The 25,234-nt window shown below is 61.4% G+C and carries 20 protein-coding genes; 4 read left to right on the top strand and 16 right to left on the bottom strand.

The genetic code is table 11. The features are described 5' to 3' along the window. Window positions 1–37: 37 nt before the first annotated feature. From GTP45_RS03525 to GTP45_RS03505, 5 genes are all read right to left on the bottom strand, one after another. Window positions 38–1,876, bottom strand: a complete 1,839-nt coding sequence (locus GTP45_RS03525) for a glycoside hydrolase family 28 protein (protein ID WP_161012476.1) — start codon at window positions 1,874–1,876, stop codon at window positions 38–40. Window positions 1,877–1,886: 10 nt separating this feature from the next. Next, entirely contained in the window at window positions 1,887–4,499 is a 2,613-nt protein-coding gene (locus GTP45_RS03520) for a pectinesterase family protein (protein ID WP_371874408.1), read from the bottom strand. Next, the gene (locus GTP45_RS03515) at window positions 4,496–5,278 is read right to left on the bottom strand and encodes a rhamnogalacturonan acetylesterase (RefSeq protein WP_161012475.1); all 783 of its coding nucleotides are present in this window, start codon (window positions 5,276–5,278) and stop codon (window positions 4,496–4,498) included. The genes GTP45_RS03520 and GTP45_RS03515 overlap by 4 nt, the downstream gene beginning before the upstream one ends. 69 nt (window positions 5,279–5,347) lie before the next feature. Then, window positions 5,348–8,065: a TonB-dependent receptor plug domain-containing protein gene (locus GTP45_RS03510; RefSeq protein ID WP_161012474.1), complete on the bottom strand. Its 2,718-nt coding sequence runs from the start codon at window positions 8,063–8,065 to the stop codon at window positions 5,348–5,350. A gap of 211 nt (window positions 8,066–8,276) precedes the next feature. Then, window positions 8,277–8,975, bottom strand: a complete 699-nt coding sequence (locus GTP45_RS03505) for a FadR/GntR family transcriptional regulator (RefSeq protein WP_161012473.1) — start codon at window positions 8,973–8,975, stop codon at window positions 8,277–8,279. 281 nt (window positions 8,976–9,256) lie between these two features. On the opposite strand from GTP45_RS03505, the gene garD reads away from it, so the two are divergent. Both garD and GTP45_RS03495 read left to right on the top strand, forming a co-directional pair. Next, on the top strand, window positions 9,257–10,819 hold the full coding sequence (garD, locus tag GTP45_RS03500) for a galactarate dehydratase (protein ID WP_161012472.1): 1,563 nt from the start codon (window positions 9,257–9,259) through the stop codon (window positions 10,817–10,819). A gap of 20 nt (window positions 10,820–10,839) precedes the next feature. After that, entirely contained in the window at window positions 10,840–11,646 is an 807-nt protein-coding gene (locus tag GTP45_RS03495; protein WP_161012471.1) for an NAD-dependent epimerase/dehydratase family protein, read from the top strand. Here GTP45_RS03495 and GTP45_RS03490 read toward each other — a convergent pair. Continuing rightward, window positions 11,643–12,545 (bottom strand): LysR family transcriptional regulator, encoded by a 903-nt coding sequence (locus GTP45_RS03490; protein WP_161012470.1) that lies wholly within the window; start codon window positions 12,543–12,545, stop codon window positions 11,643–11,645. The two genes, GTP45_RS03495 and GTP45_RS03490, sit on opposite strands and share 4 nt — an antisense overlap. A gap of 104 nt (window positions 12,546–12,649) precedes the next feature. Here GTP45_RS03490 and GTP45_RS03485 point away from each other — a divergent pair, with 104 nt between their 5' ends. Then, the gene (locus GTP45_RS03485; protein ID WP_161012469.1) at window positions 12,650–13,042 is read left to right on the top strand and encodes a RidA family protein; all 393 of its coding nucleotides are present in this window, start codon (window positions 12,650–12,652) and stop codon (window positions 13,040–13,042) included. Here GTP45_RS03485 and GTP45_RS03480 read toward each other — a convergent pair. From GTP45_RS03480 to lepB, 3 genes are read right to left on the bottom strand one after another with little or no spacing between them, the layout of a single operon-like run. Further along, a complete protein-coding gene (locus GTP45_RS03480; RefSeq protein ID WP_229258313.1) occupies window positions 13,020–15,314 on the bottom strand; it encodes a CPBP family intramembrane glutamic endopeptidase in 2,295 nt (764 codons plus the stop codon). The genes GTP45_RS03485 and GTP45_RS03480 overlap by 23 nt on opposite strands. Before the next feature lie 32 nt (window positions 15,315–15,346). Continuing rightward, on the bottom strand, window positions 15,347–16,087 hold the full coding sequence (locus GTP45_RS03475) for an ABC transporter ATP-binding protein (RefSeq protein WP_161012467.1): 741 nt from the start codon (window positions 16,085–16,087) through the stop codon (window positions 15,347–15,349). A gap of 58 nt (window positions 16,088–16,145) precedes the next feature. Then, on the bottom strand, window positions 16,146–16,823 hold the full coding sequence (lepB, locus tag GTP45_RS03470) for a signal peptidase I (RefSeq protein WP_161012466.1): 678 nt from the start codon (window positions 16,821–16,823) through the stop codon (window positions 16,146–16,148). A gap of 91 nt (window positions 16,824–16,914) precedes the next feature. Here lepB and GTP45_RS03465 point away from each other — a divergent pair, with 91 nt between their 5' ends. Beyond that, window positions 16,915–17,703 (top strand): cytochrome P450 family protein, encoded by a 789-nt coding sequence (locus GTP45_RS03465; protein WP_161012465.1) that lies wholly within the window; start codon window positions 16,915–16,917, stop codon window positions 17,701–17,703. Here GTP45_RS03465 and ggt read toward each other — a convergent pair. The 7 genes from ggt to GTP45_RS03430 form a co-directional block, all read right to left on the bottom strand. After that, the gene (gene ggt / locus GTP45_RS03460) at window positions 17,700–19,430 is read right to left on the bottom strand and encodes a gamma-glutamyltransferase (protein ID WP_161012464.1); all 1,731 of its coding nucleotides are present in this window, start codon (window positions 19,428–19,430) and stop codon (window positions 17,700–17,702) included. The two genes, GTP45_RS03465 and ggt, sit on opposite strands and share 4 nt — an antisense overlap. 11 nt (window positions 19,431–19,441) lie before the next feature. Then, complete coding sequence (locus GTP45_RS03455; protein ID WP_161012463.1) at window positions 19,442–19,942, bottom strand: hypothetical protein; 501 nt, start codon at window positions 19,940–19,942, stop codon at window positions 19,442–19,444. 155 nt (window positions 19,943–20,097) lie between these two features. After that, on the bottom strand, window positions 20,098–20,985 hold the full coding sequence (rpoH, locus tag GTP45_RS03450) for an RNA polymerase sigma factor RpoH (RefSeq protein ID WP_371874407.1): 888 nt from the start codon (window positions 20,983–20,985) through the stop codon (window positions 20,098–20,100). 244 nt (window positions 20,986–21,229) lie between these two features. Further along, window positions 21,230–22,150: a permease-like cell division protein FtsX gene (ftsX, locus tag GTP45_RS03445; RefSeq protein WP_161012462.1), complete on the bottom strand. Its 921-nt coding sequence runs from the start codon at window positions 22,148–22,150 to the stop codon at window positions 21,230–21,232. Beyond that, complete coding sequence (gene ftsE, locus GTP45_RS03440) at window positions 22,147–22,803, bottom strand: cell division ATP-binding protein FtsE (RefSeq protein ID WP_161012461.1); 657 nt, start codon at window positions 22,801–22,803, stop codon at window positions 22,147–22,149. Before ftsE ends, ftsX begins: the two co-directional genes overlap by 4 nt. Window positions 22,804–22,813: 10 nt before the next feature. Continuing rightward, on the bottom strand, window positions 22,814–23,842 hold the full coding sequence (gene ftsY, locus GTP45_RS03435) for a signal recognition particle-docking protein FtsY (RefSeq protein ID WP_161012460.1): 1,029 nt from the start codon (window positions 23,840–23,842) through the stop codon (window positions 22,814–22,816). A 127-nt stretch (window positions 23,843–23,969) separates the two neighbouring features. After that, a complete protein-coding gene (locus tag GTP45_RS03430; RefSeq protein ID WP_161012459.1) occupies window positions 23,970–24,917 on the bottom strand; it encodes a MerR family transcriptional regulator in 948 nt (315 codons plus the stop codon). Window positions 24,918–25,234 lie beyond the last annotated feature (317 nt).

The raw sequence follows: 25,234 nt of genomic DNA, 5'->3' as shown, positions 1-25,234 counted from the left end.
GGCCCACGCCATGCGGTTGCGCCGATGCGACGCTTGCTTACACCGATAAAGTCGTGTTGTGCACCTTGTCGCCGATGGTGACGTTCTTTAGCGTGAGGTTCTTCACGTTGTAGAGGAACCATGGCGCTGCGGTGTTCACCGGCGTGCCGAAATCGCAATCGCTGATCGACACGTTCGTGACCGGGAACACCGGCGGCATCGGCCCCGGGCCATTGTAGTCCGACGCCACCGGCCCCAGGATCACAATCGCCTGGAAGCACGACGCGGTCTTGCCGTCCTTGGTGACGTTGCCTGCCTTGATGTTGGAGATCTGGATGTTATCGACCATCGGTGGGCGCGTGCGCACGTTGTCGCTGATCGGCGTGTAGTCGCAATCGAAGGTGACGATGGCGCCGGCCGCAGTCGCCACGGTCTTCGACTGAATCGGAGACCCCGGCAGCGATGCGTAGAACGACGGCGAAATCTGCACGCCGTTTGGCACCGTGCAATCACGCACGTAGAAATTGCGCAGGTAGCCGCCGCGATTCAAATTGGTCTTCATGCGAATCGCCGTGTTGAGCGGATTGGTTTTCCAGTTGGCGTTTTCAAATACCAGCTTTTGCGCGTACACGTTCTGGATACCGCCCGCCATCTCGCTGCCCAAGGTCACGCCCCCATGGCCGCTGTGCATGATGCAGTTCTGGATGACGATGTTCTGCGATGGGCCGTACTGCGTATCCAAATCCTTGCCGGCTTTGATGGCGATGCAGTCGTCACCGGTATCAAAGGTGCAGCCTTCCACCAGCACGTGATCGCACGCTTCAGGGTCGAAGCCGTCGCTATTTGGGCCGTGGCTGTGCATCTCCACATTGCGGATCACCAGATTGCGGCAGTGGACTGGATGGTGCTGCCAGAACGGCGTGTTCTGCACGCGGTAGCCTTGCAGCAGCACGTTGGTGCAGCCGATCAGCTGGATCATCGGCGCGCGCAGATAATGGCCGATGCCGAAGATGCGCTTGGACAGCGGCACACCCGCTTCCGACAGCGCCGGCAGATACTGCGCATCCCAGCGCCACTTATCGCCTTCGCCTTGAATCAGCAGGCGCTCTGCTTCCGTCAGCGCCGGTGCAATGATGGACAGCGACTCCACGTTCAGCGGATTGACGGTGTTCTCCGACATCTTGCCAGCTTTGAAGTTAGGCGTGGTGCCTTGGCCGATGGAGTTGATGGTTTTTTGCTTTCCCTTCCAAGTCCACCAGCAATCGCCAACGTCGTTGAATGGTACGCCGCCTTGGCCGTCGAGAATCGCAGTCCAATCGTCGCCGGTCAGCGCGATGTTGTCTTGGCCGTAGGCGTAGACCATCGGCGAGTAGTTCAGGCAGTCGTTGCTCTGCCAGCGCGAGATGGTCAGCTTACCGTGCTTGCCGCAATCGATATCGCCGTACTTGGCGTAATCGGCTGGGTTGTGGCTGAAGTAGACGTGCGCGCCTTTGTTCAAGTGGACGTTCACATTCGACAGCAGCACGATAGGGCCGGCCACGAACCAGTCGCCAGCCGGAATCACCACGCGGCCGCCGCCTGCCTCGTGGCAGGCTTTGATCGCGGTCTTGATGGCGGCGTAATTGTCATGCGAACCGGCAGCGGGCGTGCCCAGTTCTTCCTGATCTTCGTGTGAGACCCACGCTTTCACCTTGGTCAGCTTGCAGGTCTTGGCGCCGTAAGCGGTGATGTTGAAGTCCTGCTTGCGGAATTTGCGCGGACGCGATACGTGATCAACGATGGCTTGCGCTTGCAGCCACGGATCGGGCGCAGTAGCGGCAGCGGCAGGGAGGCCAATCGACAGGCCCGCCGCAGGCAGGGCTTTCATCAGGTTGCGGCGCTGGGTATTGAAGGTCATGCTGTGATCCTTATTCATCCGAATTGTTGAATTCACCGAGGAAGACATCGGCCGGTGTTGGTCGCTTGCTGTAGCCGAGATCCTTGACGGGATCAATGCCGGCTTTAATCAGGTTGTTCCAGTGGTCGTCCGAGTTGTACTGAACGGGGCGATACGAGATCGTGCCTTTCTTGTTCCAGTCCGACCAAGGCTGCTGTTTGTTGATGTGCGCACCGATGCGCGAATTCAGCACCGCCATTTTTCCGACCGCTTCCAGCGATACGCGTGCGACGGTGCCGGTTGGCGCCTTGTAGCCATTGGTCGGGCCGTAGGTGCAGCTATAGCCTTCCACCGCCAGCGGCGCGTACGGCGTGCAGCGCGAGCTATGGAACCATTGGCGCAGCAAATAGAAGTTACCGGTCTTCGCGCCTTCATGCGTGAAGCGCACGTTGTCGAATACGAATCCGTACCTGGTCTTCACGTGGGTATCTGGCGCGGCGACGTAGGACACGCCGCGATCGCCCAGCGTGCGAATCTCGCTTTGATAGAAGTAGGCCGTGCTGTCGCCGAAAATGAAATCGACATCACCTTCAATGTAGGACTTATTGAAGAAGCTGCGCACCGTGCTGCCGGGCTGCGGCGACTTCAGGTACAGCGTGTCCTGGAAGCCGATCAGGCGGATATTCTCGAACTGCGCTTTGTCGGCGCTGTCCACACTCAAAGCCAGCGCTTGATGATGGACGTTGTTGACGTTCGGGAGTTCCTCGGCGCGGGCATTGCCGGTGTCCTTGTTGTAGCCGTTTTCGAAGGTCAGGTTGCGCGCCTGGAAGCCATTGTTCTGCGCCCAAACGGTCTGCGTACCGAAGGTGCCGATTTGCGGTCGATCCTTGATGGTGGCGTACATCGCTTGCACTGCCGGTGCGGCCTTGGCGAACTGTGGGCCGTATTGCGCGTCGTAGGAAGCACCGGTGATCGAGGCATCCAGCTTGGCGGTGATGCGCGTGGCGGCTGCGTCCTTGCCTTCGCCATACATGGTGATCGGCGCGGCAGAGGAGGGGATGTAGACCAGCTCCGAATACACGCCCGGTTTCAGCAGCAGGTACAGGCGCTTGCCTGGCCGTGCCGTGCTGTCCAGCACTATGCGGCTGACGGCCTCCTGCACGGTGTTGAAAGTGCGGAAGCCATCGGCGCGTGCCGCCTTGTCGACAATATAGTCCGGCGTGAACGCCGCCCCTTTGGCCAGTGGATCGGACAGCGGATCCCACGGATCAACCGTCTCCTTGCCTGCCACGCCGACGTACTTCAGCACTTCGCTGTAAGAGAACTGCTTGGCCTGTTCCAGCGTCAGTTGCGGACGCGTGCCGGCCGCCATCACTTCTGGGAAGGGCGCGAAACGGTTGGCGCAGGTGCTGGTGTCCTTGCTGCTGATTGCATCGCCCGACAGATTGGCGAACTCGATCTTGCGGTCACGCCTGCCGGCGATGCTGACGTTGCGTAGCTTGAGCTGAACCTGATTCTGGACGTCGTAGCCCTGAATGATGATGCGGCCCGGTGTCACGCTATGCACATCGTCCAGCATGATGTTGCTATAGGCCGGCACCAGTGCACCTTCCGCGCGGTTGTCGTAGTGGGTGTCGATGTCGATCGGCGTTTTTACATTGCGCAGGCAGACATTGCGATAGCTGATTTGATCGACTACGCCGCCGCGCGAGACGTCGCTCTTGATGCGCAAGCCAGAAGTGGTTCCGTCCATGCTCAAGTCCTCTACCAGCACGCGCCGCACGCCGCCATTGGTTTCGCTGCCGATGGACATGCCGTGGCCGCTGTAGAAGCGGTTGTGCAGAATGGAGATGTTCTCGGTAGCGCCGTTGTTGCCAGCCTTGATGGCGACGTTGTCATCGCCAGTGCGGATATGGCTGTAGGCGATAGTGACGTTGCGCGAAGAGATAGGATCGATGCCGTCGGTATTGCGCGCAGTGGCTGGTGTATCAATGCGCACGTTCCACGCGGTGAAGCCATCCACTTTATTGAGCGTGACGTGGAAATTGGGCGAGTTGCGCAGCGTGATTTTGTGCAGCGTGATGTCTTGCGCGTTGGTGACTTCGATCAGGCGCGGGACGTTTTGACGGGCGTCTTCCTTCTGCGCGCGGCGGGCCAGCTGCCACCATGATTCTGAATCGCCGTCGATTACGCGTCCACCTTGGCCGTCGATGATGCCTTCGCCGTAGATGCCGCTGGACTTGGCGTTGTCGATGGTGATGAAGGGTTTGCAGCCGCGTCCTTGTTTGTCGATGGTGCCGCAAGTGTTGGCGCCACGGTCGTACAGTTTGGGATTGAGGCTGGCTTGCAGCGTTGCGCCCTCATCGACCAGCAAACTAACACCGCTGCGCAGCTTGAGCGGGCCGGCAGTGAAGCGCTGCTTCTCGTTGCTGCCGACCAGCCGTACCGAGCGCCCGGCAGGGCATTGGTCGATGGCGGCTTGAATGCGGGAGGTGTCGTCTGCATTTGCCATCGCAGCACCGGCGGTCAGCACCACGCAAGCTGGCGGCGGCACCGGCTCGTTGACCTTGCGCGAGTCCTGCGCGTGCGTGACGCCGGCAGCGCACAGCATCGCTGCCACTGCGGAGAGACGGCGATAAATCACTGCTCGCTCTCCGGCTTGAATTGGCCCGCCACTTCTGGCAAGGCGCGCTTAATCTCTTCCATCACCATGCGCGAGAAATAGGCCGCGCCTTTGGCGCCAACGTGGGTGCGGTCAAATGCGGATTTAGCTGCGCCGGCCACTTCGACCTTGCCCGCTGCCGGTGCAGCGCCATAGTCGGCTGGACGCGGCACCATGGCCAGCGTATCCGCTTCGTCCTGTCCCATGGCCTGCACAGCGGCGTAGCTCTCCGCATTCAAATCCAGCAGCGGCGTTTTCTGCGCGGCGGCGGTGGCGCGAATCACGTCGGCCCACGGCGCTAGGTTGTTCTCCAAAACGCCGTCTTTGAAGGTGCGGCGCGTCAGAGGCGTCATTAGCACCGGTACACCGCCCAGCGCTTTCACTTCCTGCGCATAGCGCGCCATGTTGACAGGGAATTCGGTTTTCAAATCGGTAGAGCGTCCGGGCTTACCCGGTTGATCGTTATGGCCGAATTGGATCAGCACATAAGTGGCGCTGTAAGCAGCCGCGCCGCGCAGCAAACCTTCCACCTCGTCCCAGCGGCCCTCGGCGCGGAAACTGCCGGAACTGCGGCCGCCCTTCGCAAGATTGAGACAGGTGTTGGCGCGATTCACGCGCGCGCAAAAGGCATCGCCATAGCCGCTGGTGTTGGCCATGGTCGAATCGCCGACGAGAATAAAGCGGATCGGTTTGTCCGCCGCAGATGCGCTACCAGCCCACACGGTCGCTGCGGCGGCTAAGCAGGAGATGAGGTGTTTCATGTGATATCCCGGCAAAAAAAAGGCGCCGGCCGTGATGTTGGCCCGGCGCCTTTGCTCAAGCGAAGTGCATTAGAAGGTGTAGGTTGCGCGCACGTTGTACGCACGGCCGATCGGGCTGGCCGCGCTGCTCAAGTAACCAAAGCTGTACAAGCTGCTGTTGGTTGCCGGTGGTTCGGCGTTGAACAGGTTGGTGATGCCGGCGGTGACCTGGATGTTTTTGAAACCGTTGTAGGTCGTGGTCAGGTTCCACATCTTCATCGAGTTGATGTCGCGCCAGTACTGCTTCGCCACCAGGTTCTGGTCGGTGTACTTCGAGTTGTAGTTCTGGGTCAGGGTGCTGTTCCAGTTACCCGAGGCCCAGTTCAGGCGCAGCGTGTGCTTCCAGCGATAGGTGATGATCGGGAAGCTCGACGTGGTGCCGTTGCTGGCCAGGCCGAACTGGCCGATGTTCGACACGAATGGGCTGCCGTCAAACAGCTGGTTGTCGAACTGGGTCAGATACGTGCCGTCCAGGTTCAGGCGGAAGGTGCCGAACGAGGTTTTCGGGAAGGTGTACGAACCCGATACGTCGATACCTGCCGCCTTCTGGCCGCCCAGGTTCATCGTGGTGTTGTTGATGTAGTTGATGGTGCCATCGGCATTACGCACGAAGTAAGAGGCGTACTTGACCGGGTCCAGGAAGTACACCTGCTCCGGCAGGTTGGCCAGCATGTCGGTCATGCGGATGTTCCAGTAGTCCAGCGACAGGGTGGTGTCCTTGAACGGTTCCATCACCACGCCCAGCGTGAAGCCCTTCGACTTTTCCGGTTTCAGGTTGGCGTTGGAGCCGGTCTGCTTAGGCAGCTGCACGTTGCAGACGTTGGCGGTGACCTGGCCTGGCACTGCGGTGCCGGTGCCTGCCACGCCTGGGGTGCCGCCAGGGCACAGTACCGGGTCATCCCACTTTGCGGCGGTCAGGCCGGTGGCGCCTGGCAGGCGGTAGCCGTAGGCGTCAAACAGGGTCGGTGCGCGGAAGCCGGTGTTGGCCGAGCCGCGGAACATCAACTGCTTCATCGGCTCCCAGCGGAAGCTGATTTTTGGATTGACCGTGGTGCCAAAGTCGCTGAAATGGTCGGCACGTACCGCGCCGTTCAGTTCCAGAGTCTTGGTGACTGGCGCGTTGATCTCGGTGAACACCGCGGCGATGTTACGGCCACCTTCGCCGTGCGAAGGGCTGGTGTTGGCGTAGGTGACGTCGCTGACGATGGCCAGCTTGGTATCCTCGGTGGTGTCGCGGTGCAGGTCTGCGCCCACCGCCAGTGCCAGCGAGCCGCCCGGCAGATCCATCAGCGCCTTGCTGGCGGTCAGGTCGACGCCGGTGAAGGTCGATTTCGAGGTACGGTTCTTGGCGCCGTCCACGCTGATCGAGGCCAGGTAGGCCTTGCCGTCGGCATCCTGCAGGCCGAATGGATTCAGCTTGCCGTTTTTCAGGCCGTCGAGCAGGCCTTGGCCGGTGACATAGCCCTTGTAGTAGTAGTTGTCGCGCTCGGAGATGCCGATCACCAGGCCGGCCTTGTAGTCCCAGCCGCCGATCACGCCTTCGTCGGTGACGGCGATGCGCTGGTTCAGCTGCACGTCCTTGGTGGTGGCCAGGCCCAGATCGGCCACGGCCCAGGTCACGGTCAGTGGTGCATTGTTCAGGCCTGCCACGGCAGGAACGCCGCCGCTACCGCCTGGATACCACTTGCTGGTGGACGGCAGGATAGGCGCAACGCCCTTGACCGCCAGTGCATTGGTCGGGTTGCGGGTGGCCTTGATGAACTCCTCGCCGCGCGAGTAGTCGATCGACACGATGTGGTCTTCGCTCAGCTTCATGGCGCCGCGCGCATAGAAGGTGACCTGCTGGTTGGCGTACAAGGCGGTGCCGTACTCGTTGTTGTCGATGACGCAGGTGCCTTTTTGGCCTGGGATCGAGTAGGGCGCCAGACAGCCGGTGGCGCCGTATGGGTTCTGCGCGTTCTTATTGGTCGGCGTAGTGAAGTTGGCCGGGGTGGCGTTGCCGCCGGTGCCCAGCGTCGGTGCGCGACCCAGTGCGGTCAGTTTCTCGACGGAGCTCAGATAAGCGCGGTCCGATGCGGCCAGGCGCGTACGCTGGTGCGCGTCGACGGTGGCGTAGAAGCTCCAGCCGTCGCGTTCCAGATTGCCCTTGCCCCAGGTAGCGGTCAGGCGCTGCTCGTCGCCGCCGCCTTTTTTCTCAGGCTGCACGGCTTGCGCGGTCAGCTGCGTGCCTTCGAACTGGGTCTTGGTGATGAAATTGACCACGCCGCCGATAGCGTCGGAGCCGTAGATCGACGAAGCGCCATCGCGCAGCACTTCAACGCGCGCGATCGCGCTCATTGGAATCACGTCCAGGTTGGCGTAGCCGTCGGCGATCGCCTCGTTGGCGAGACGGCGGCCGTTCAACAGCACCAGCGTGCGGTTCACACCGAGGCCGCGCAAGTTGATGTTGGTGCCGGAACCGGCGTTCGATGGAGCCAGCGATGCCGATTGCGGCAGCGCCATCATGAAGTCTGCCAGGGTGGTCATGCCTTGCTTGACCAGGTCTTCGGCTTTAACGCTGGTGACTGGCAGCGAGGCTTCGTTGGCGACGCGCTTGATGCTCGAACCGGTCACTTCGACGCGGGTCATGTTGGCATCGTCGCTTTGCGCGGCGGCTTGATTGGTCAGCGTCAGCACGGCCAAGCTAATGGCGGACAGCAGCAGGCGGGGTTGTGCAGAACGGTTCTGGACCGGGTGCTCGGACTTCATGGTGTTGTCTCCTTCGTCTCTTGAATAAAGTTATACGCAGCGCTGGAAAGCACTTGCGTGAGTGGAGCACCTCGCGTACTCCGTGCCGCTGGGACGAGGGCCGTGGCGCCGTGCGTGGAGCAGGGGCGGGCCGAGGTCGAGTCGGTCAATAACTTGATTGCTTTATTTACGCGGCCGGCATCGAGGCCGGTCCTGCGTTACTACGATTCTGTTATCCGCGCGAGAAAGTGCGGGTCACGCGTTCAAGGTGGGCGCGCATGGCTTTGCGCGCTGCCGCCGGATCGTGGGCGGCAATCGCCTCCAGGATGCGGCGGTGGTCCTTCAGCGTTTCCTGTCGAAGTTCCTCGGTTTGGAAGTGTTCTTTGAGCTTGTGCCACAGGCGGCCGCGCTGATCCCACAGGTAGTTCAGCGATCCCACCAGGGCGCTGTTGCCGGTGGCGCGCGCGATGGCAAGGTGGAAGTTGCGGTCCGAATGCTCGTTGCTCGAATAATCTGCGTGGTGCTTTTCCATCTCCACCACCGCTTGCAGGATGGCGTCGATGGCGCTGTCGGTGGCGACGCGGGCGGCGATGGCGGCGATCTCGGATTCGATCAGGCGGCGCGCGGACAGCACTTCAAATGGACCGGGACCAGCTTCCGGCAGATCGGTTTCTTCCGGCAGTTCGCTGACGTAGACGCCGGAGCCGCCGCGCACCTCAATCACGCCGCCCAGTTCCAGGGCGATCAGTGCTTCGCGCAGCGAGGCGCGGCTGACACTCAGCTTGGTGGCCAGGTCGCGCTCGGACGGCAGGCGCTCGCCGGCGGCGATGTTTTCGTTGCGGATGAGTTCCTGAATGCGGTCGGCCACGACGCGGTACAGGCGCGGTTCGTGGGCGTTGCTATCGGCAGGGAGTCCGGTCTTTTTCAACATTGGTGTCTCGTTAATATTGCGTGGCTTATTGATTTGCCATCTGGTCAGGCCATTCTAAGGTGGTCAGACCAAATACGCAATGTGGACTAGCCAAATTAATTTTTCAATGGCATACTGATTTCATGGAAGAGCCACCTGCGCCCTGTAGTTGTAGGGCTTAAACCCTTGAAAATATGCGGGTTTCAGGGTGTGGCGCAGAGGCCACAACAGCATGCCGGCCGGCCAATAACAGAAGTGGTCAGACCACTTTGCGAGACTAAAAAACAACGTAGGAAAGCCAGATGAGCACATCGCCGAGCGCAAACACCCCGCGCTACATCCTCATGCACGACAACGATAACGTCGCGATTGTCGTCAACGACGGCGGCTTGCCTGCCGGCGCTGTTTTCCCCAATGGCTTGACGCTGTTGGAAGCGGTACCGCAAGGCCACAAGGTGGCGCTGCGCGATCTGGCCAAGGGGGACAAGGTCATCCGCTACAACGTCACCATCGGTTTTGCGGCCAAGGATCTGCCGGCGGGCAGCTGGCTGGCCGAACACAATGTCGAAATGCCTGCCGCGCGCGAGCTAACGGGTTTGCCGATTGCGACTGTGAAGCCTCCCGCGATGGAGCCGCTGGAGGGCTACACCTTTCAAGGCTATCGCAATGCCGACGGTAGCGTCGGCACCCGCAACATCCTCGCGATTACCACCACCGTGCAATGCGTATCGGGCGTGGTGGATTTTGCGGTGGAGCGCATCAAGAATGAACTGCTGCCGAAGTACCCGAACGTCGACGACGTGGTGGGACTGGAGCACACCTACGGCTGCGGCGTAGCGATTGACGCGCCGGGCGCCAACATCCCGATTCGCACCATTCGCAACATCGCGCTGAATCCTAACTTCGGCGGGCAGGCAATGGTGGTCAGCCTCGGTTGCGAGAAGCTGCAACCTACGCGCCTGTTCCCGAAAGGTTCGATCCCGATTCAAAACGCCGGCGGCGCCGATCCGGGCCTGGTCTGTTTGCAGGATGCGCAGCACGTCGGCTTTATGTCGATGATCGAATCGATCATGAAGCAGGCCGAGACCAATCTGATTGAACTGAACAAGCGCCAGCGTGAAACCGTGCCTGCTTCTGAGCTGGTGGTTGGCGTGCAATGCGGCGGCAGCGACGCCTTCTCCGGCGTGACGGCGAATCCTGCGGTGGGCTTTGCCACCGACCTGCTGGTGCGTGCCGGCGCCACCGTGATGTTCTCGGAAGTGACCGAAGTCCGCGACGGCATCGATCAACTGACCTCGCGCGCCACCACGCCGGAAGTGGCAGACGCCATGATCCGCGAGATGGCGTGGTACGACAATTATCTGACGCGCGGCGGCGTAGACCGCAGCGCCAACACCACGCCGGGCAACAAGAAGGGCGGCTTGTCCAACATCGTTGAGAAGGCCATGGGCTCGATCGTCAAATCGGGCAGTGCGCCGATTTCCGGCGTGCTGTCGCCGGGCGATAAGCTGACGCAGAAAGGCCTGATCTACGCGGCCACGCCGGCCAGCGATTTCATTTGCGGCACGCTGCAAGTGGCGGCCGGTATGAATCTGCATATCTTCACCACCGGCCGCGGCACGCCGTATGGTTTGGCCGAAGTGCCGGTGATTAAAGTCGCCACGCGCAACGATCTGGCCAAGCGCTGGCATGATCTGATGGACGTGAACGCGGGCCGCATCGCCAGCGGCGAAGCCACCATCGCGGAAGTGGGCTGGGAGATGTTCCAGCTGATGCTCGACGTGGCCAGCGGCCGCGAGACCTATGCCGAGAAATGGAAACTGCATAACGCACTGGTGCTGTTCAACCCGGCCCCAGTGACCTAACAATAAAGCGAGACACAAACATGGCAAAACCATTCAAACGATTGCTGCTGACCGGCGCTGCCGGCGGGCTGGGGAAGATTCTGCGCGAGCGCATCAAGCCGTGGGCTGATGTAGTGGTGCTGTCCGATATCGCCGATATGGGCGTGGCCGGCGAGGGTGAAGAAATCGTGCAGTGCGACCTGGCCGACAAGGCCGCCGTGCTGAAATTGATGGAAGGCGTGGAGGCGGTGCTGCACTTCGGCGGCATCTCGACCGAGAACACCTTCGAGAACATCATGCAGGCGAATATTCTCGGCACGGCTAATTTGTATGAGGCCGCGCACAAGAAGGGCGTGAAGCGGATTATCTTCGCCAGCTCGAATCATACGGTGGGCTTCTATCGCAACACCGACTACATCGACGCCACTGCGCCGACCCGTCCAGATTCGTTCTACGGCGTGAGCAAGTGCTTTGGCGAGCAGCTGGCGAGCTATTACTTCGACCGCACTGGACTGGAGACCGTGTGCCTGCGCATCGGTTCTTCGTTCCCGGAGCCGGTGGATCGCCGCATGATGGTGACGTGGCTGAGCTACGACGATCTGGTCGAAGCGCTGCACCGTTCACTGTTTGCGACGCGCGTGGGCTTCACCATCTTGTTCGGCATGTCGAACAACGACGTGGCATGGTGGGACAACAGCAAGGCATCGCACATCGGCTTTAAACCGAAAGACAGCTCGTCGCAGTTCGACGGCAAGTTCCCGGACAGCGGCGAGTACCCATCGCCCAACGCCTCCGTCACTTACCATGGCGGCGGCTTCGCACTGGCCGAGATCCGCTACAAGGACTAAAGCTTTGCCATTAACTCGTCTATCCATGCCATGAAGACGCGCAGCTTGGCGCTGATGTGGCGGTTTTGTGGATAGGCGAGATACATCGGCATAGGGTCTATCGACCAGTCTTCCAATAGTGGCGTGAGTTCACCGCGCGCCGCGTGTGGCTCCGCCATGTAGCGCGGCAGCCAGAGTATGCCCATCCCTGCCAGGCCAGCCGCCAGATAGGCGTTGCCATCGTCGGCTGCGACGACGTAACGCCCGTTGATCTGGATAGGCTCTTCTCCGTCCCGATGCATCTTTGCTGCGCTAACCGTGCCGCTGCTGGAGCGCAGGAATCCGACAATGCGGTGTTCCTCGCTTTCGATGTCAATCGGGTGCTGTGGCGTCCCTGCGCGGCACAAGTAGTCTGGCGCTGCGTAGAGGCCCAGCTGCAAATTCCCGATGTGCTTTGCCACCAATGACAATGCGGTGATTTCGCCGCCACGCACCACGCAGTCCACGTTTTCGCCGATGACATCTATATTGCGGTCGCTGACGCCCATATCGATCTGGATTGCCGGATAGCGCTGATGGAAGTCCGGCAGCGCGGGCATGAGGATGAAGCGGGCGAATGGCGTGGGCACGTCGATGCGTAACCGTCCGCGTGGCGCCGCCAGTTCGCCCGCAAGATCGGTATCGGCGTCTTCCAGATCGCCCAGCACACGTACTACGCGATCGTAGTAGGCCGCACCTTCGGCAGTGACCTTGACTTGCCGCGTGGTGCGCGTGAGGAGTTTGACTTGCAACCGCGCTTCCAGCTGCTGCACCAGCTGCGATACGGTGGTCTTACTCATGTGGAGCGTTTGCGCCGCCTTGGTGAAGCTGCCGGCTTCCACCACGCGCACGAAGGCCAATAGAGTGTCAAATCGATCCATGGTCAGATTGTTTGGTATATCCAAACAGTGATTGTACGACTTGCGTGTTTATCGCGTGCCGGCGAGTGTTTACAGTCTCGCCATCACTTAACGAGGAGTTCATCATGACTGCACGCGATGTTGTTTTTCCACCTGGCCGCCAAGATTTGTATGAGCGTTACCATTATTCGCCTGCCATCCGTTCCAACGGCTTCCTGTTCGTGTCCGGGCAGGTCGGCAGCCTGCCTGACGGATCGCCAGAGCCAGACCTGGAACAGCAGGTACGGCTGGCTTTCCGCAACCTGAACGAGATTCTGGCAGCGGCGGGAAGCAGCTTTGAAGAGGTGGTTGATGTCACCGTTTTCATGATCGATCCACACACCCGCTTTGAGCGCATTTGGGCCGTGGTGCCGGAGTTCTGGGGCAGCGCGCCGTATCCGAATATCACCGCCGTCGGCGTCACCTGGTTGGCTGGTTTCGATTTCGAAATCAAGGTCATTGCCAAGGCTGGAGGCTAAGGATAACGGCGTTGTACACCGCGTGGACCAGCATCGGCGCCAGTAGGGTTTTGCTGCGTTCATAGGCCCACGCGGCGCACAGGCCCAGCACGAACACAGGCAGCATCGATATCGGCGGGTGCACCACCGCGAATACTGCGGCGCTCATCACCATCGCTGGCGCGGCTTTCATCGAGCGGCGCAAGCCGCCGTAGATTAGGCCACGGAAGATGAATTCTTCGCACAGCGGTGCGGCTATCACGGCTAGCGCCAGTATCCAGCCGCGCGAGCGCGCTGTCATTGCGGCGGCTTTCTGCAGGTCGGCCCACAGCGCGGTGTGGTGGAGTACTGCCATGTAGCCAAGTCCCACGGAGCATGCGATGACAGCAGCGATGGCCGCGCTGCGCGCCGAGACTAGCCAGTTCATGCCACGCAGGATGGCCGGTACGCCGGCCGTCTTGCTGCGCCAGTAGACCAATCGCATCAGGCAATACACGGTCAATCCAGCGATGCTGAAGGCGATGGTGAGCGCCGGCATGCTCACCTTGCGGAAGAACAGCATCACGATGCCTTGCAGGATGAAGAAGGCGGTGGCGGCGATCAGACCATCGGCGGTGGAGACGCGCGCTGGTGGCGCTGCGGCCGGATCGAGCAAATAGGGCAGCGAGTCACGCGCCTTCTGCCACAGGGCCAGCGCCATCGATGCGGTCAGCACTAGCACCACCAGTTTTTGTGACCACACACTGCTATAAATCGACCAAGTGTAGAAGCTGGCCAGCAGCATGTACAAGTAGACGTAAGTGGGACGCACGCGCGTGCGTACATCCACCGCTTGCGGATCGCAGGCGAACACGCCCAGCGAAACGGCGATCATCGAGTAGATTGGAATGCCGGCCGCCACGGTCAGTACCAGCACCAGCATGCTCCACTCCACGTGCGTGGTGTAGTAAGCGGTGATGCCAAGAACGGCCAGCGGATAGACCATGGTCAGCACGCCCCACAGCTGCGCTTTTTCTTTCAACACGCTTTCGATGGAACGCGGCACGGTGTACAGCAGCCAGAGGACGTGGCCCTCGTTGTTCAGTGTCTGGAAGGCCGACAGCATCAGCACATACACGCCGAGGCCGAACGCAATCGCCGCAGCCAGCGTGTGATGTTCTCCCAGCTCCGACAGGCTATTCAGCTTACCGTTGAAGACCATCTGGCTGCCGATGATGATGATCGGCAGTAGCAAGGTTTGGAACATGAAGTTGCGGTCGCGGCTTAGTAAGCTTAGCTCGCGGCGCTTGATTGGCGAAAGCCAGTCGCGCCATCCAGCGACTGGTGCGGCATCGGCACGCGGCACACGCCGTACACTTTCGCGCGCGCCGGAATTGACCACGCCATGACGCAGCTGGTAGCGCAGCAGCGCCATGCCGCCCCACAATAGCAAGCCGGTTTGCGCCAGCAGCAACGCGGCATAGGCAGCAAACTGCGAGAGGCTTTGCGCCTGTATCGCTTTCAGCACGATGCCGGGCGGTGTCCAGCTTGCCCAGCCAGGGAAGCTGCGCGCCCACTCCATCACAAAGCCGTTCGCTTGCGGCATGCCGAGCGCCATGACGAAGTAGATCAGCGGCAGATTGAGTAAGCCTGCCACCGCTTGCAGATTGCGCAGCTGCGACGCAGGAAGCCACATGCGCAGGCCGGTGTCGGCCAGCGTGTAGAGCATCGCCGCCAGCGGCAGCAGCACGACGGCAGCCAGAATGGCAATCGGTAGCGCCGTCCACGTGTATCCCGAGTGCCATGCGATCACGCCGAAGGCCGGCAGGAACGCGAACCAGCCGAAGATGTTACTGGCGCTGCGTTCAAGTACGCGTCCCCACAGCAGCGTGCCGCGTTCGACCGGCATGGTCACCAGCCATTCGAGATCCCAATCCGGCTGCGCCATTTCCTTATTCCCGAGCGGTAGTATCACGGCGATCAGGAAGAGGGCGGTGAGCTCCAGCGTCACGCCATTCAGTAGCGGTGCGGAGAAGGGGGCATTGGCTAATTCTTCAATGGCGGCATGCTGGTTGGTGCGCGGATCGCCGTTCTTGCCGGTATAGCTGCATTCGCTGGCCGGGTCGAGATGGCACTGCATGTTGAGCAGTACGTTGACCGACATGGCGGTGAACGAAAACGCCATGAATACCGTCATCAGCGCCGTCAGTATCCACAGGTTTCTGCGCTTGGCCGCGATACCGTCGCGCGGTTTTTTCTTCTTGAAGCGGAACAGGTTATTGAACAGCATATTGCGCTGACGCGTCAGGCGCATTCTGGTCATCAGCCAAATGGTGTAGGCCGGTGTCATTGCTCGGTCTCTTCTGCGGCTTCGTCGGTGATCTTCAAGAACACATCTTCCAGCGAGCCGCTGGCCGAAGCTTCGGCGCGGATTTCATCGAGCGTGCCGGTGGCCACCAGTTGGCCATGATGGATGATGCCAACGCGGTCGCACAGCTTTTCCGCCATATCCAGCAAGTGAGTTGAAACGAAGATGGTGACGCCGCGCGCGGCAGCCGCCAGCAAGCGCTCCTGCACATCGCGCGAGGCACGCGGATCGAGGCCGTTGATCGGTTCATCGAGAATTAGCACAGCCGGATCGTGGATCAGCGCGCAGGCCAAGCCGAGGCGCTTCTTCATGCCGAGCGAGTAGTTGACCGCGTAGTCTTCGCCCGCTTCCTGCAAACCGAATTCCGCCAGCAGGCGCTTGCTGCGTTCTGCTACTTCTGCGCGCGGCAGGCCGTGCATCTCGCCGACGAATTGCAGGATCTCGCGGCCGCGCAGGTAGTCGTAGAACACCGGCGTGTCGGGCAGGTAGCCGACGCGCCGCTTCACTTCTGCCGGCTCGGCGTGGCAATCGAGGTTGTCGATTAAGACGTGGCCGCTGGTCGGCACCAGAATCCCCATCATCATGCGGATGGTGGTGGTTTTGCCGGCGCCGTTGGGGCCGAGGAAGCCGAACACTTCGCCGCGCTGCACGGTCAGCGACAGCGGCTTCACGGCGTTGAAGCTGCCGTAGACTTTGGACAGGCTTTGAAACTCGATCATCGTGGCACCGGCAATGTTATGAAAATACTACGCCATCATAACACCGCCGGCGCGCGGATTACTGCTTTGGGTAGAGGCTCATGCCAAAGCGTTCGGTGCGCGGCATCCAGTTGCCGGTGATGTCGGCCGACGCCAGCACGCGCTCGGCGCGGCCTATTAGCAGCGCGCGCGGCACCAGGCCGATGAAGCGCGAGTCTTCGCTGTTGTCGCGGTTATCGCCCAACATCATGTACTGGCCGGGCGGCACCACGATGGGATCGAAATTGCGGCGCGCCTGTATCTGCGGCAGGAACTGGATGGCGTGGCTGCGATCACCGAGCGATTCGTCGACGCGCACGGCGGTCAAGTTGCCCACGCCCTTGATGTTTTCGACCGCCTCGCTGGCGATGCCGTAGCCGGCCGGCTTACCGTTGATGATGAGCTGCTCGTTGCGCATTTCAACGCGGTCGCCCGGCAAAGCAATCACGCGCTTGATCAGGCGCGTGCCGTTGCGCGGCGAGGAGAAGGTGACGATATCGCCGCGCTGCGGCTCGCCGGTCTGGCTGATGACGATGTCGGTCAGCGGCACTTTGACGTTGTAGGCGAGGCGATTGACGAACACCACGTCGCCTTCCAGCAGATTGGGATGCATGGATGAGGAGGGGATAGGATTCCAGTCGGCGACGGCGGTGCGGAACACGCCGAACAGCATCAGGAACAGCAAAAAGCCCTTGTTGGCGCGTGCCCAGTTTTTCATGTCTTCCCCCAAGTGAGTGATAGCGTAGCGTTTCGGCGAGCAGTAATATTGTGAGCAAATTCTTAATCATGGCTTAGCTGCCGGAGCGATTATGAAACCCAACGATCTGCCATTCCCGCACGCGGTGGCCGCTGTCACCCACGCGAATCCTTATCCATATTACGACGCGCTGGCGGCCACGCACGGCTGGCATTTCGATCCCTGTCTCGAAATGTGGGTCGCCGCCAGCGCCGAACGCGTGGATGAGGTGATGGCGCACGCCAGTTGCCAAGCGCCGTCGCCGGCCGTGCTGGCGGATGTTGATCCGGCAGCAGCACGCTTGGCCGCAGAGCGCATCGGCCATCGCTTATGGCGCGCCGACAAGCTGGCGCAGTGGATGACATGCGTGCCCGAGTTGGCGATGGCCGGCGTGGGCGGCCTGCATTTGCCGGCCTTGGCGTACGAGGAAGCTACTGGCTTAATCGGCAGCGCGGTGCTGGCGCTGTTGCGCGAGCCGGAGGAAGAACGCTGCGGCAGCGAGGATATGCAAGCGCTGGTGTGCGCCGTCAGCCGCTTCGATCCGCCGGTGCAGAACGTGCGCCGCACGGTCACGCAAGATTGCGACATAGGCGGCGCGCAGCTGAAGGCAGGGCAGAAGATTTTGCTGGTGCTGGCCGCAGCGAGCCGTGACGCGCGTGGCTGCGGCAGCTATGGACTGGGCTTTGGCGTTGAGGATTGTCCGCATCACGCGCTGGCTTGTGCGCTGGCGGCGGGCGCTTTGCAAGGCATGCTGTCAGCCATCCGCGATCAGAAGGAAGGCCCGTCGTTACAGGCATGGTTGCAATCGCTGGCGTGGCGTTACCGCGCCTCCGCCAGCTTGCGCATTCCACAATTTGCTTAGTGCGCGGGCTTCTGCACCAAGGCGCTGCCGACGCCGTGGCGATGGCCTTCGCTCACCGCCGTCACGGTGCCGTCCGGGTTGAACACCAGCGCGTTGGCGGCGCCGATTTCTTCCGGCGTTTTATTCCAGTGCTGGCCGGTTTTCTCCAGCGCCTGCGCTTGCGCGCTGCCGGGGAAGCCCGGTTCAATATCGGTGGCCAGGCCGTTGCGCTCCGACAGGCGCGGCGCGTTCACCGCATCCGGCATCGACATCCCCAGATCGACGTAGTTGAAGATGGTTTGCAGCACAGTGGTGATGATGGTCGCGCCGCCCGGGCTGCCGATGGTGAAGGCCGGCTTGCCGTTCTTGAAGGCGATAGTCGGCGACATGCTGCTGCGCGGACGCTTGCCCGCTTCCGGCACGTTGGGCGCGGGGCCGGAGAAGTCGAAGTCGGTCATCTCGTTATTCAGCAAGAAGCCGTAGCCCGGCACCACGATGCCGCTGCCGCCCCACGATTCGATGGTGTAGGTGTAGGAGACGATGTTGCCGTCCTTGTCGGACACTGTGAGGTGGGTGGTGTGTGCGCCTTCTGCAATCAGCTTGTTGGCATTGGGGCGCAGCGGCACGCTCACGTCGTCCTGGAACGGGTACGGATCGCCGGCCGGCGCGTGCGCGCTGGCTTGTTCTGGGTTGATCAGTTCACGGCGACGCGCTGCGTAGTCCTTGTTTAGCAAGCCCGCTACCGGCGCGTCGACAAATTCAGGATCGGCGAGGTAGGCGTTGCGGTCGGCGAAGGCGAGGCGGCTGGCTTCAAGGTACAGGTGCTCGGCCTTTGCGCGCGGCAGCGATTTGAGGTCGTAGCCTTCCAGGATGTTGAGCGCTTCGGCCACCGCGACGCCGCCGCTGCTTGGCAGCGGCATGCCGTACAAATCATAGCCGCGATAGGTGCTGTGCACCGACTGGCGCAGGCGCGCTTCGTAGTTGGCTAAATCGGCCAGCGTGATATTGCCGCTGTTGGCGTTGACCGCATCGACCATAGCGCGTGCCATTTTGCCGCTGTAGAAAGCCTTCACGCCGCCCGCCGCCAGTTCGCGGTAAGCCTTGGCCAGGTCGGGATTGCGCAGGGTCGTGCCGGCGGGCAGCGCTTTGCCGTTGCGCAGATACAGCGCGGCAGTGGCGGGGAACTTCGCAAACTTGGCCTCGTTCTCCTGCACCAGGTGCGAGAAGTTGTCGTTGACCTTGAAGCCCTTGGTGGCGACATCAATCGCCGGCGCCAGCACCTGCTTGAACGACATCGAGCCGTAGCGATCCAGCGCCTCGTGCCAGCCGCGCACGGTGCCCGGCACGCCGACCGAGCGGCCGCTGGCCACTACGGTTTCGAAATCCATCTCCTTGCCGTCTTTCAGGAACACGCTCGGCGTGAAGCTGGCCGGCGCGGTTTCGCGGTGGTCGATGGTGATCACGCGCTTGTCTTTGGCGAGGTAAATCACCATGAAGCCGCCGCCGCCGATGCCGCAACTGAACGGATCGGTCACGCCCAGCGTAGCCGCCGCCGCAACGGCCGCATCGACCGCGTTGCCGCCCTTGTTGAGAATCGCAATCGCCGCTTGCGAGGCGGGTTCGCTGATGGTGGCGACGGCGCCGCCGGTGCCGGTGGCAACCGGCGTCTTGGCGAAGGCTGGCAGGGTCAGGGAGAGGATGATCGAGGAAACGAGAACGGTGCGGGCGGGACGAGGCAGAGTGGTCATGTGGGCAAGGTTCAAGGTGAGTTAATGTTGCTCACCTTTAAGCTTACCTGATAATCGGGCATGGTTTCATTTTTTGCCGGCACCTGCTGCGGCTCGAAGCCGCTCAGCGTGAAGCTCAGGCCGTTGCGCGTGACGCTGGCGGTACCGTTGGGCATGTTGTCGGACAGGACGAAGTTGCTGGCGCTGCCATCGGGTTGCTGCAGCACGAAGCTAAAGCTGATGTAGCCGGCCCAGACGCATACAGCGCCGGTGCGGCAGCGACTGTCGTTGACGCGCTCCAGCCGCAATACCGGCGCGACCGGCGCCATGCTGGCGTTGCCGGACGCCGATGCGACACCGGCTGGCGCGATTAGCACGCTGCCGCCTTGGCGCAGCACGTAGTTGGTGGTGAACGGCGCCGGTGCGGCGGCGGTTTTCGGGGCGGCGTTGATGCTGCCGCAAGCGTATAGCGCGGCCATCACGGCCGCCAGCAGAGGCAGCACAATGAACTGCCGCAAGATTGTTGTTTTCATAGAGAACTCCTGCATCCTTTGTAAGCAAGCTTAACAAAAAGACCATGTTGACGGCGCACGAACGGCACGCGGTCAGCGCCATGTCAAAGGACGCGCAAAAAAAAATGCCGCGCGGCGCGTACGCCGGCGGCATTCCGGGGGAGAGCGGGGATGGCTTACACGTAGGCGGCCAGCGCGCCCTTCATTTTCTTCAGCGCGGCTACTTCGATTTGGCGGATGCGCTCGGCCGATACGCCGAACTCGTCAGCCAGTTCATGCAGCGTGGCGCCCGAACCGTCGTCGTTGGCCAGCCAGCGCGATTCGATGATGCGGCGCGAACGGGCGTCCAGCTTGCCCAGCGCTTCCTCCAGGCCTTCCGATTGCAGGCGGGTCACCTGTTCGGCTTCCAGCACGCGGGTCGGTTCGCTGGCTTCCGACGACAGGTAGGCGATCGGCGCGAACTTGTCGTCTTCGTCATCGGTTGGCGATTCCAGCGCGATGTCGCGGCCGCTCAGGCGGGTTTCCATCTCGATCACTTCCTCGCGCTTGACGTCCAGCGTCTTCGCCAACTGATCGATCTGGGCCGGAGTCATGGCGTCCAGGCCTTGCTTGTGGCTGCGCAGGTTGAAGAACAGCTTGCGCTGGGCCTTGGTGGTTGCCACCTTGACCAGACGCCAGTTCTTCAAGATGTATTCATGCATCTCGGCCTTGATCCAGTGCATGGCGTAAGACACCAGACGCACGCCCTGATCAGGGTCGAAACGCTTGACTGCCTTCATCAGGCCAATATTGCCTTCCTGGATCAGGTCGCCGTGCGGCAGGCCGTAGCCCAGATAGCCGCGGGCGATCGACACCACCAGGCGCAGGTGCGACATCACCAGGCGCTCAGCGGCGCCCAGATCGTTTTGTTCTTTGAGGCGCTTGCCCAAGGAAACTTCTTCTTCGTGCGTCAGCATCGGCAGGCGATTAACGGCCGAAATGTAGGCATCCAGGTTACCCAGGTTGCCAGTAAACCCGAGTCCCAGAGCACTGTTTTTTGCAGGTACCACGGACATCATAGTCATTTTCGTTTCCTTCGCTTGAGATTGCTTGTGAGCACTACTGTACTCTGTCGAACATATATTAGCACTCTCTGTCGTTGAGTGCCAATCATCCGATTTCTATGGGCTTCATAGTAAAAATACTATGGGGACTTCTGTTGTATTTAGAATGCTTGATGGATCTTAGGGCGGGCTTAACGATAAAAAACATCGTAGGCCGGTCAGAGCGCGCGTTCCGTGCGGGTGCACACGGAACGGCCCGGGGAGATTAGTTTAAGCGCGCGGTGTGGCGTTTGACGGAGAGGCGTGCGCCGATCAGGCCGAGGCCGGCGGAGAGGGCCAGCAGGGCCACCACGGCCAGCGGCTGCAGCGGAGCCAGCTGGAATTCCGAGGCATACAACCTTGCAAATTCAGCAATCGCGGTGTTCAGCGGGCGCAGCGCCAAGGTCACTGCGGCCAGCGCCACGCCGCCGGCACAGATGCCCAGCAGGGCGCCGGTGTAGTAGAACGGGCGGTGGATGAAACTGTCGGTCGCGCCGATCAGCTTGGACACCAGGATTTCCTCGCGCTGGGTCAGCACTTGCAGGCGGATGGTATTGAAAATCACGGCCACCACCACCGTGCCCAAGGTTGCCGCCAGCAGCAGCAGGGCCAGGCGCAGGATATTGAGCAGCGCGGCCAGACGTTTTACCCATGCTGAATCGACTTGCACGGTATCGACGCCGGGTAGCGCGCGGATCTGCTCGGCCAACTGGTCGACATCGCCGCCGGCCTGCGCATTGCGGAAGGCGTCCAGTTTCAGCACGTAGCTGTCCGGCAGCGGGTTGTCGCCCAAGGTGGCCAGTACGTCGGCCAGGCCGTTCTTGTCCTTCAAGTTATCCAGCGCTTTTTCGCGCGGGGTGAAGATGATCTTGGCTTGCTTGTCTTTGACCGTTTGGCGCAGCAGCACGGCCAGGCCCTCGGCTTGCTCGCGCGGCGTTTCCTGTTTCAGGAACACGCTGATTTCTGGATCGACCGACAGCGTTTCCGACATCGGGCGTACGTTGTCGAGCAAGGTCACGCCCATGAAGGGCAGGGCCAGCGCAATCGCCACCACCAGGATGTTGAACAGGAAACCGCCCGGCGAGCGGCGCAGATGCACCAGCGCAGCAGCCAGTGCGTAGCGGTGTTGGCGGAACCAGTAAGTCATGCCGCCACCTCCAGTTGGCCTTGGTTGAGATGGATGACGCGCGCGGCCGAATCCAGCATTTGCTCGTCGTGGCTGGAAATCAGGCAGGTAACGCCGACCGAGTTGAAAGCCTTCAGCGCATCCAGCACTTTGTTGGCGCTGGCGCGGTCGAGATTGGCAGTCGGCTCGTCGGCCAGGATCACTTGCGGACGGTTGACGATGGCGCGCGCAATCGACACGCGCTGCTGCTCGCCGCCGGACAGGGCCAGTGGCTGCGCATTGGCGCGGTCGCCGAGGCCGACTTTGTCGAGCGCGGCGCGGGCGCGCTGTTCGGCTTGGCTGGACGAAGCGCCAGTCACCAGCAACGGCAGCATGACGTTGGCCAGCACGCTGCGATCGGTCAGCAAGCGCTGCTGCTGGAAGATCAGGCCCAGGTTGCGCCGCAAGAAGGGCACGGCCACCGGCTTGATGCGGCTGATGTCCTGGCCGTTGACGATCACCTTGCCGGAGCTGGGACGCTCCATGGCCGCAATCATTTTCATCAGGGTGGATTTGCCGGCGCCGGAGGGGCCGGCCAGAAATACCAGTTCGCCTTTATTTACCGTGAATGAAACGTCGCGCAGCGCCGTCACATCGGAAGAGTATTGTTTCGAGACGTTCTGGAATTCGATCATAGAGGTCTGATTATCCAAGCAGTGCTTCTACAAATTCGGCAGCCACAAACGGCTGCAAGTCTTCAATCTTTTCGCCGACGCCGATGAAGTACACCGGCACCGGCCGCACGCGCGCAATGGCCGCCAGCACGCCGCCCTTGGCGGTGCCGTCCAGCTTGGTGATGACGAGGCCGCTCAGCTTGAGCGCATCGTCAAAGGCTTTCACCTGCGCCAGCGCATTTTGCCCGGTATTGCCGTCGATCACCAGCAGAGTTTCGTGCGGTGCGCCTTCCATGCCCTTGCCGATCACGCGCTGGACTTTTTTCAATTCTTCCATCAGGTGCAGCTGGGTCGGCAGGCGGCCGGCGGTGTCGACCATGACCACGTCCACGCCCTTGGCCTTGCCGGACTGCACGGCGTCAAACGACACGGCGGCCGGATCGCCCGAGGCTTGCGAGATCACGGTGATGTTGTTGCGCTGGCCCCAGACCATCAGCTGTTCGCGGGCGGCGGCGCGGAAGGTGTCGCCGGCGGCCAGCAGCACCGATTGGCCGTGGGTCTGCATGTGCTTGGCCAGCTTGCCGATGGTGGTGGTCTTGCCGGCGCCGTTGACGCCGGAGATCATCATCACGGTAGGGGTGTGGCGGCCCAGCTCGAATGGGCGCTCCAGCGGTTGCAGCAGTTCCAGCAGCAGTTGCTTGAGCGCGGCCTTGACGGCGGCGGCGTCCAGCAGCTTGTCTTCCTTGACCTTGCGCTTGAGGGCGTCGAGCAGGTAGCTGGTGGCGTCGACGCCGGCGTCGGACATCAGCAGGGCGGCTTCCAGTTCGTCGTACAGATCGTCGTCGATCTTGGCGCCGACGAACAGCACCGACAGGTTGTTGGAGGTCTTGGACAGGCCGGCTTTCAGGCGCGACATCCACGATTGCTTCTGCGCCGGTTCTTCGATTGGCAGCAGGTCGGGCACATCAGGAACGGCGGCGGGAGCGACGGGAGTGGGGGCGGCAACAGGCGCCGCAGGCGCTTCGGGAGCGACAGGTTTTTTCTTGAAAAAGCTGAACATGGATATGAATTTGGGGTGCTGGCCAGCACGAAGTAGGACTATTTTACCAGAGCGTCAACCCGCACCGCGATAGAGGGGTCTGACCCCGTACGGGGTCAGACCCCGCCGCAGACCGTAGTGCGGGGTACTAACCGGCGGACAAGGAGGTATGTCTCGCTCGCCATTCGGCGATCGCACCCGCCAAATCGGCCAGCTCAAATACCCCCACATACGCCGGCTTACGGCGCTTGAGCGCGGCATTGCTGCCACCGGCCCACAGCTCGGCGCAACCGCCCAGCCGCGTGTGCAGCTCGGCCAGCCCATCGAGCGCCTGGCGCGGGTTCATGGCGACCGAGAACGACAGCGCAATAATATCCACCCGCTGCACGCGCGCCGCTTCCACGATATCGAGCAGCGGCGTCTGCACGCCGAGCGAAATGCACTGCGCACCTTCGGCCACGCACATGGCCTCGGCCATCAGCAGCCCCAGACCATGACGTTCCTGCGGCAAGGTGGTCAGCAAAATGCGCGGCGTACCGAGATTGCTGGCGTTGGCTTGCGGCATGGCGAAAATCGCACTGCGCATCACCACCGTCAGCGACTCTGTATATAAGTGTTCTTCAAACGTGGCCAACTGGCCACTGGCCCACGCCTCGCCGATCAGGGTGGTCAGCGGCGCCACCAGCTCGATCACGAAACTCTTCAAGCCCATCATCAGCAGCGCTTGCGACAGCTTGCGGCGCATGGCTTCCATTTGATGGCTCTTGCACAATTCCAGATAGCTGAGCAGTTCAGGCGCGGGCGTGACCGGGCCGTTGCCGAGGCCGGTCGCCTTGCCGGTCAGCGCCTGCAATTCCTCGGCGCTGAATTTAATTACTTTGCCGGGACGGAAGCCAAGGTCGATCAGGCGCTTCACCAGCCGCAGCTTGTGAACTTGTTCGAGCGGGTACACGCGCTCGCCATTGGGATCGCGCAGCGGCTGTGGGAAATCGTAGCGGCGTTCCCACACGCGCAAGGTTTCCTTTGCCACGCCGGTATCGCGCTCAACGTCGCTGATCGTGCTAGGAACTGGTTGTGAGGGAACTGTATTCGTCATCTGCGTAAGCGGCTGCGGGATTGGGGCAGTCGCGTGGGTTGGCACGGGGTCCGGGTGCACGGTGCTGCATTCTACATTTGTTTTAAGGACGAAAACACGCACACGGCAGGGCCACTTTTTACACCTTAGTCCTTGGCAAACTACTTGTCCACGACACAGGGTTGACATACGGAACTATTCAGCTGAAACCCTGCTTTACCCGGTGATTGTCCATGACAAAAAAATTTGGCAAGACTGCGAAAAAATTAAGACCGTTGTAACTGGACTACTGGTAGCGATATAAGGCATTGCGTTTTCATAATAAATGTGTCCATGTG

This window comes from Duganella rivi (assembly GCF_009857435.1).
In the GTDB taxonomy this organism is placed as follows: domain Bacteria; phylum Pseudomonadota; class Gammaproteobacteria; order Burkholderiales; family Burkholderiaceae_D; genus Rugamonas; species Rugamonas rivi.
The sequence above is the reverse complement of the archived record's forward strand: the minus strand, read 5'-3'. Positions and strand labels throughout refer to the sequence as shown.

What these genes read in the sequence shown, in the direction of transcription:
- GTP45_RS03525 (WP_161012476.1), bottom strand. Translation starts at nt 1,876, where the DNA reads ATGACCTTCAATACCCAGCGCCGCAACCTGATGAAAGCCCTGCCTGCG.
- GTP45_RS03515 (WP_161012475.1), bottom strand. Translation starts at nt 5,278, where the DNA reads ATGAAACACCTCATCTCCTGCTTAGCCGCCGCAGCGACCGTGTGGGCT.
- GTP45_RS03510 (WP_161012474.1), bottom strand. Translation starts at nt 8,065, where the DNA reads ATGAAGTCCGAGCACCCGGTCCAGAACCGTTCTGCACAACCCCGCCTG.
- GTP45_RS03505 (WP_161012473.1), bottom strand. Translation starts at nt 8,975, where the DNA reads ATGTTGAAAAAGACCGGACTCCCTGCCGATAGCAACGCCCACGAACCG.
- garD (WP_161012472.1), top strand. Translation starts at nt 9,257, where the DNA reads ATGAGCACATCGCCGAGCGCAAACACCCCGCGCTACATCCTCATGCAC.
- GTP45_RS03495 (WP_161012471.1), top strand. Translation starts at nt 10,840, where the DNA reads ATGGCAAAACCATTCAAACGATTGCTGCTGACCGGCGCTGCCGGCGGG.
- GTP45_RS03490 (WP_161012470.1), bottom strand. Translation starts at nt 12,545, where the DNA reads ATGGATCGATTTGACACTCTATTGGCCTTCGTGCGCGTGGTGGAAGCC.
- GTP45_RS03485 (WP_161012469.1), top strand. Translation starts at nt 12,650, where the DNA reads ATGACTGCACGCGATGTTGTTTTTCCACCTGGCCGCCAAGATTTGTAT.
- GTP45_RS03480 (WP_229258313.1), bottom strand. Translation starts at nt 15,314, where the DNA reads ATGCGCCTGACGCGTCAGCGCAATATGCTGTTCAATAACCTGTTCCGC.
- GTP45_RS03475 (WP_161012467.1), bottom strand. Translation starts at nt 16,087, where the DNA reads ATGATCGAGTTTCAAAGCCTGTCCAAAGTCTACGGCAGCTTCAACGCC.
- lepB (WP_161012466.1), bottom strand. Translation starts at nt 16,823, where the DNA reads ATGAAAAACTGGGCACGCGCCAACAAGGGCTTTTTGCTGTTCCTGATG.
- GTP45_RS03465 (WP_161012465.1), top strand. Translation starts at nt 16,915, where the DNA reads ATGAAACCCAACGATCTGCCATTCCCGCACGCGGTGGCCGCTGTCACC.
- ggt (WP_161012464.1), bottom strand. Translation starts at nt 19,430, where the DNA reads ATGACCACTCTGCCTCGTCCCGCCCGCACCGTTCTCGTTTCCTCGATC.
- GTP45_RS03455 (WP_161012463.1), bottom strand. Translation starts at nt 19,942, where the DNA reads ATGAAAACAACAATCTTGCGGCAGTTCATTGTGCTGCCTCTGCTGGCG.
- rpoH (WP_371874407.1), bottom strand. Translation starts at nt 20,985, where the DNA reads ATGACTATGATGTCCGTGGTACCTGCAAAAAACAGTGCTCTGGGACTC.
- ftsX (WP_161012462.1), bottom strand. Translation starts at nt 22,150, where the DNA reads ATGACTTACTGGTTCCGCCAACACCGCTACGCACTGGCTGCTGCGCTG.
- ftsE (WP_161012461.1), bottom strand. Translation starts at nt 22,803, where the DNA reads ATGATCGAATTCCAGAACGTCTCGAAACAATACTCTTCCGATGTGACG.
- ftsY (WP_161012460.1), bottom strand. Translation starts at nt 23,842, where the DNA reads ATGTTCAGCTTTTTCAAGAAAAAACCTGTCGCTCCCGAAGCGCCTGCG.
- GTP45_RS03430 (WP_161012459.1), bottom strand. Translation starts at nt 24,917, where the DNA reads ATGACGAATACAGTTCCCTCACAACCAGTTCCTAGCACGATCAGCGAC.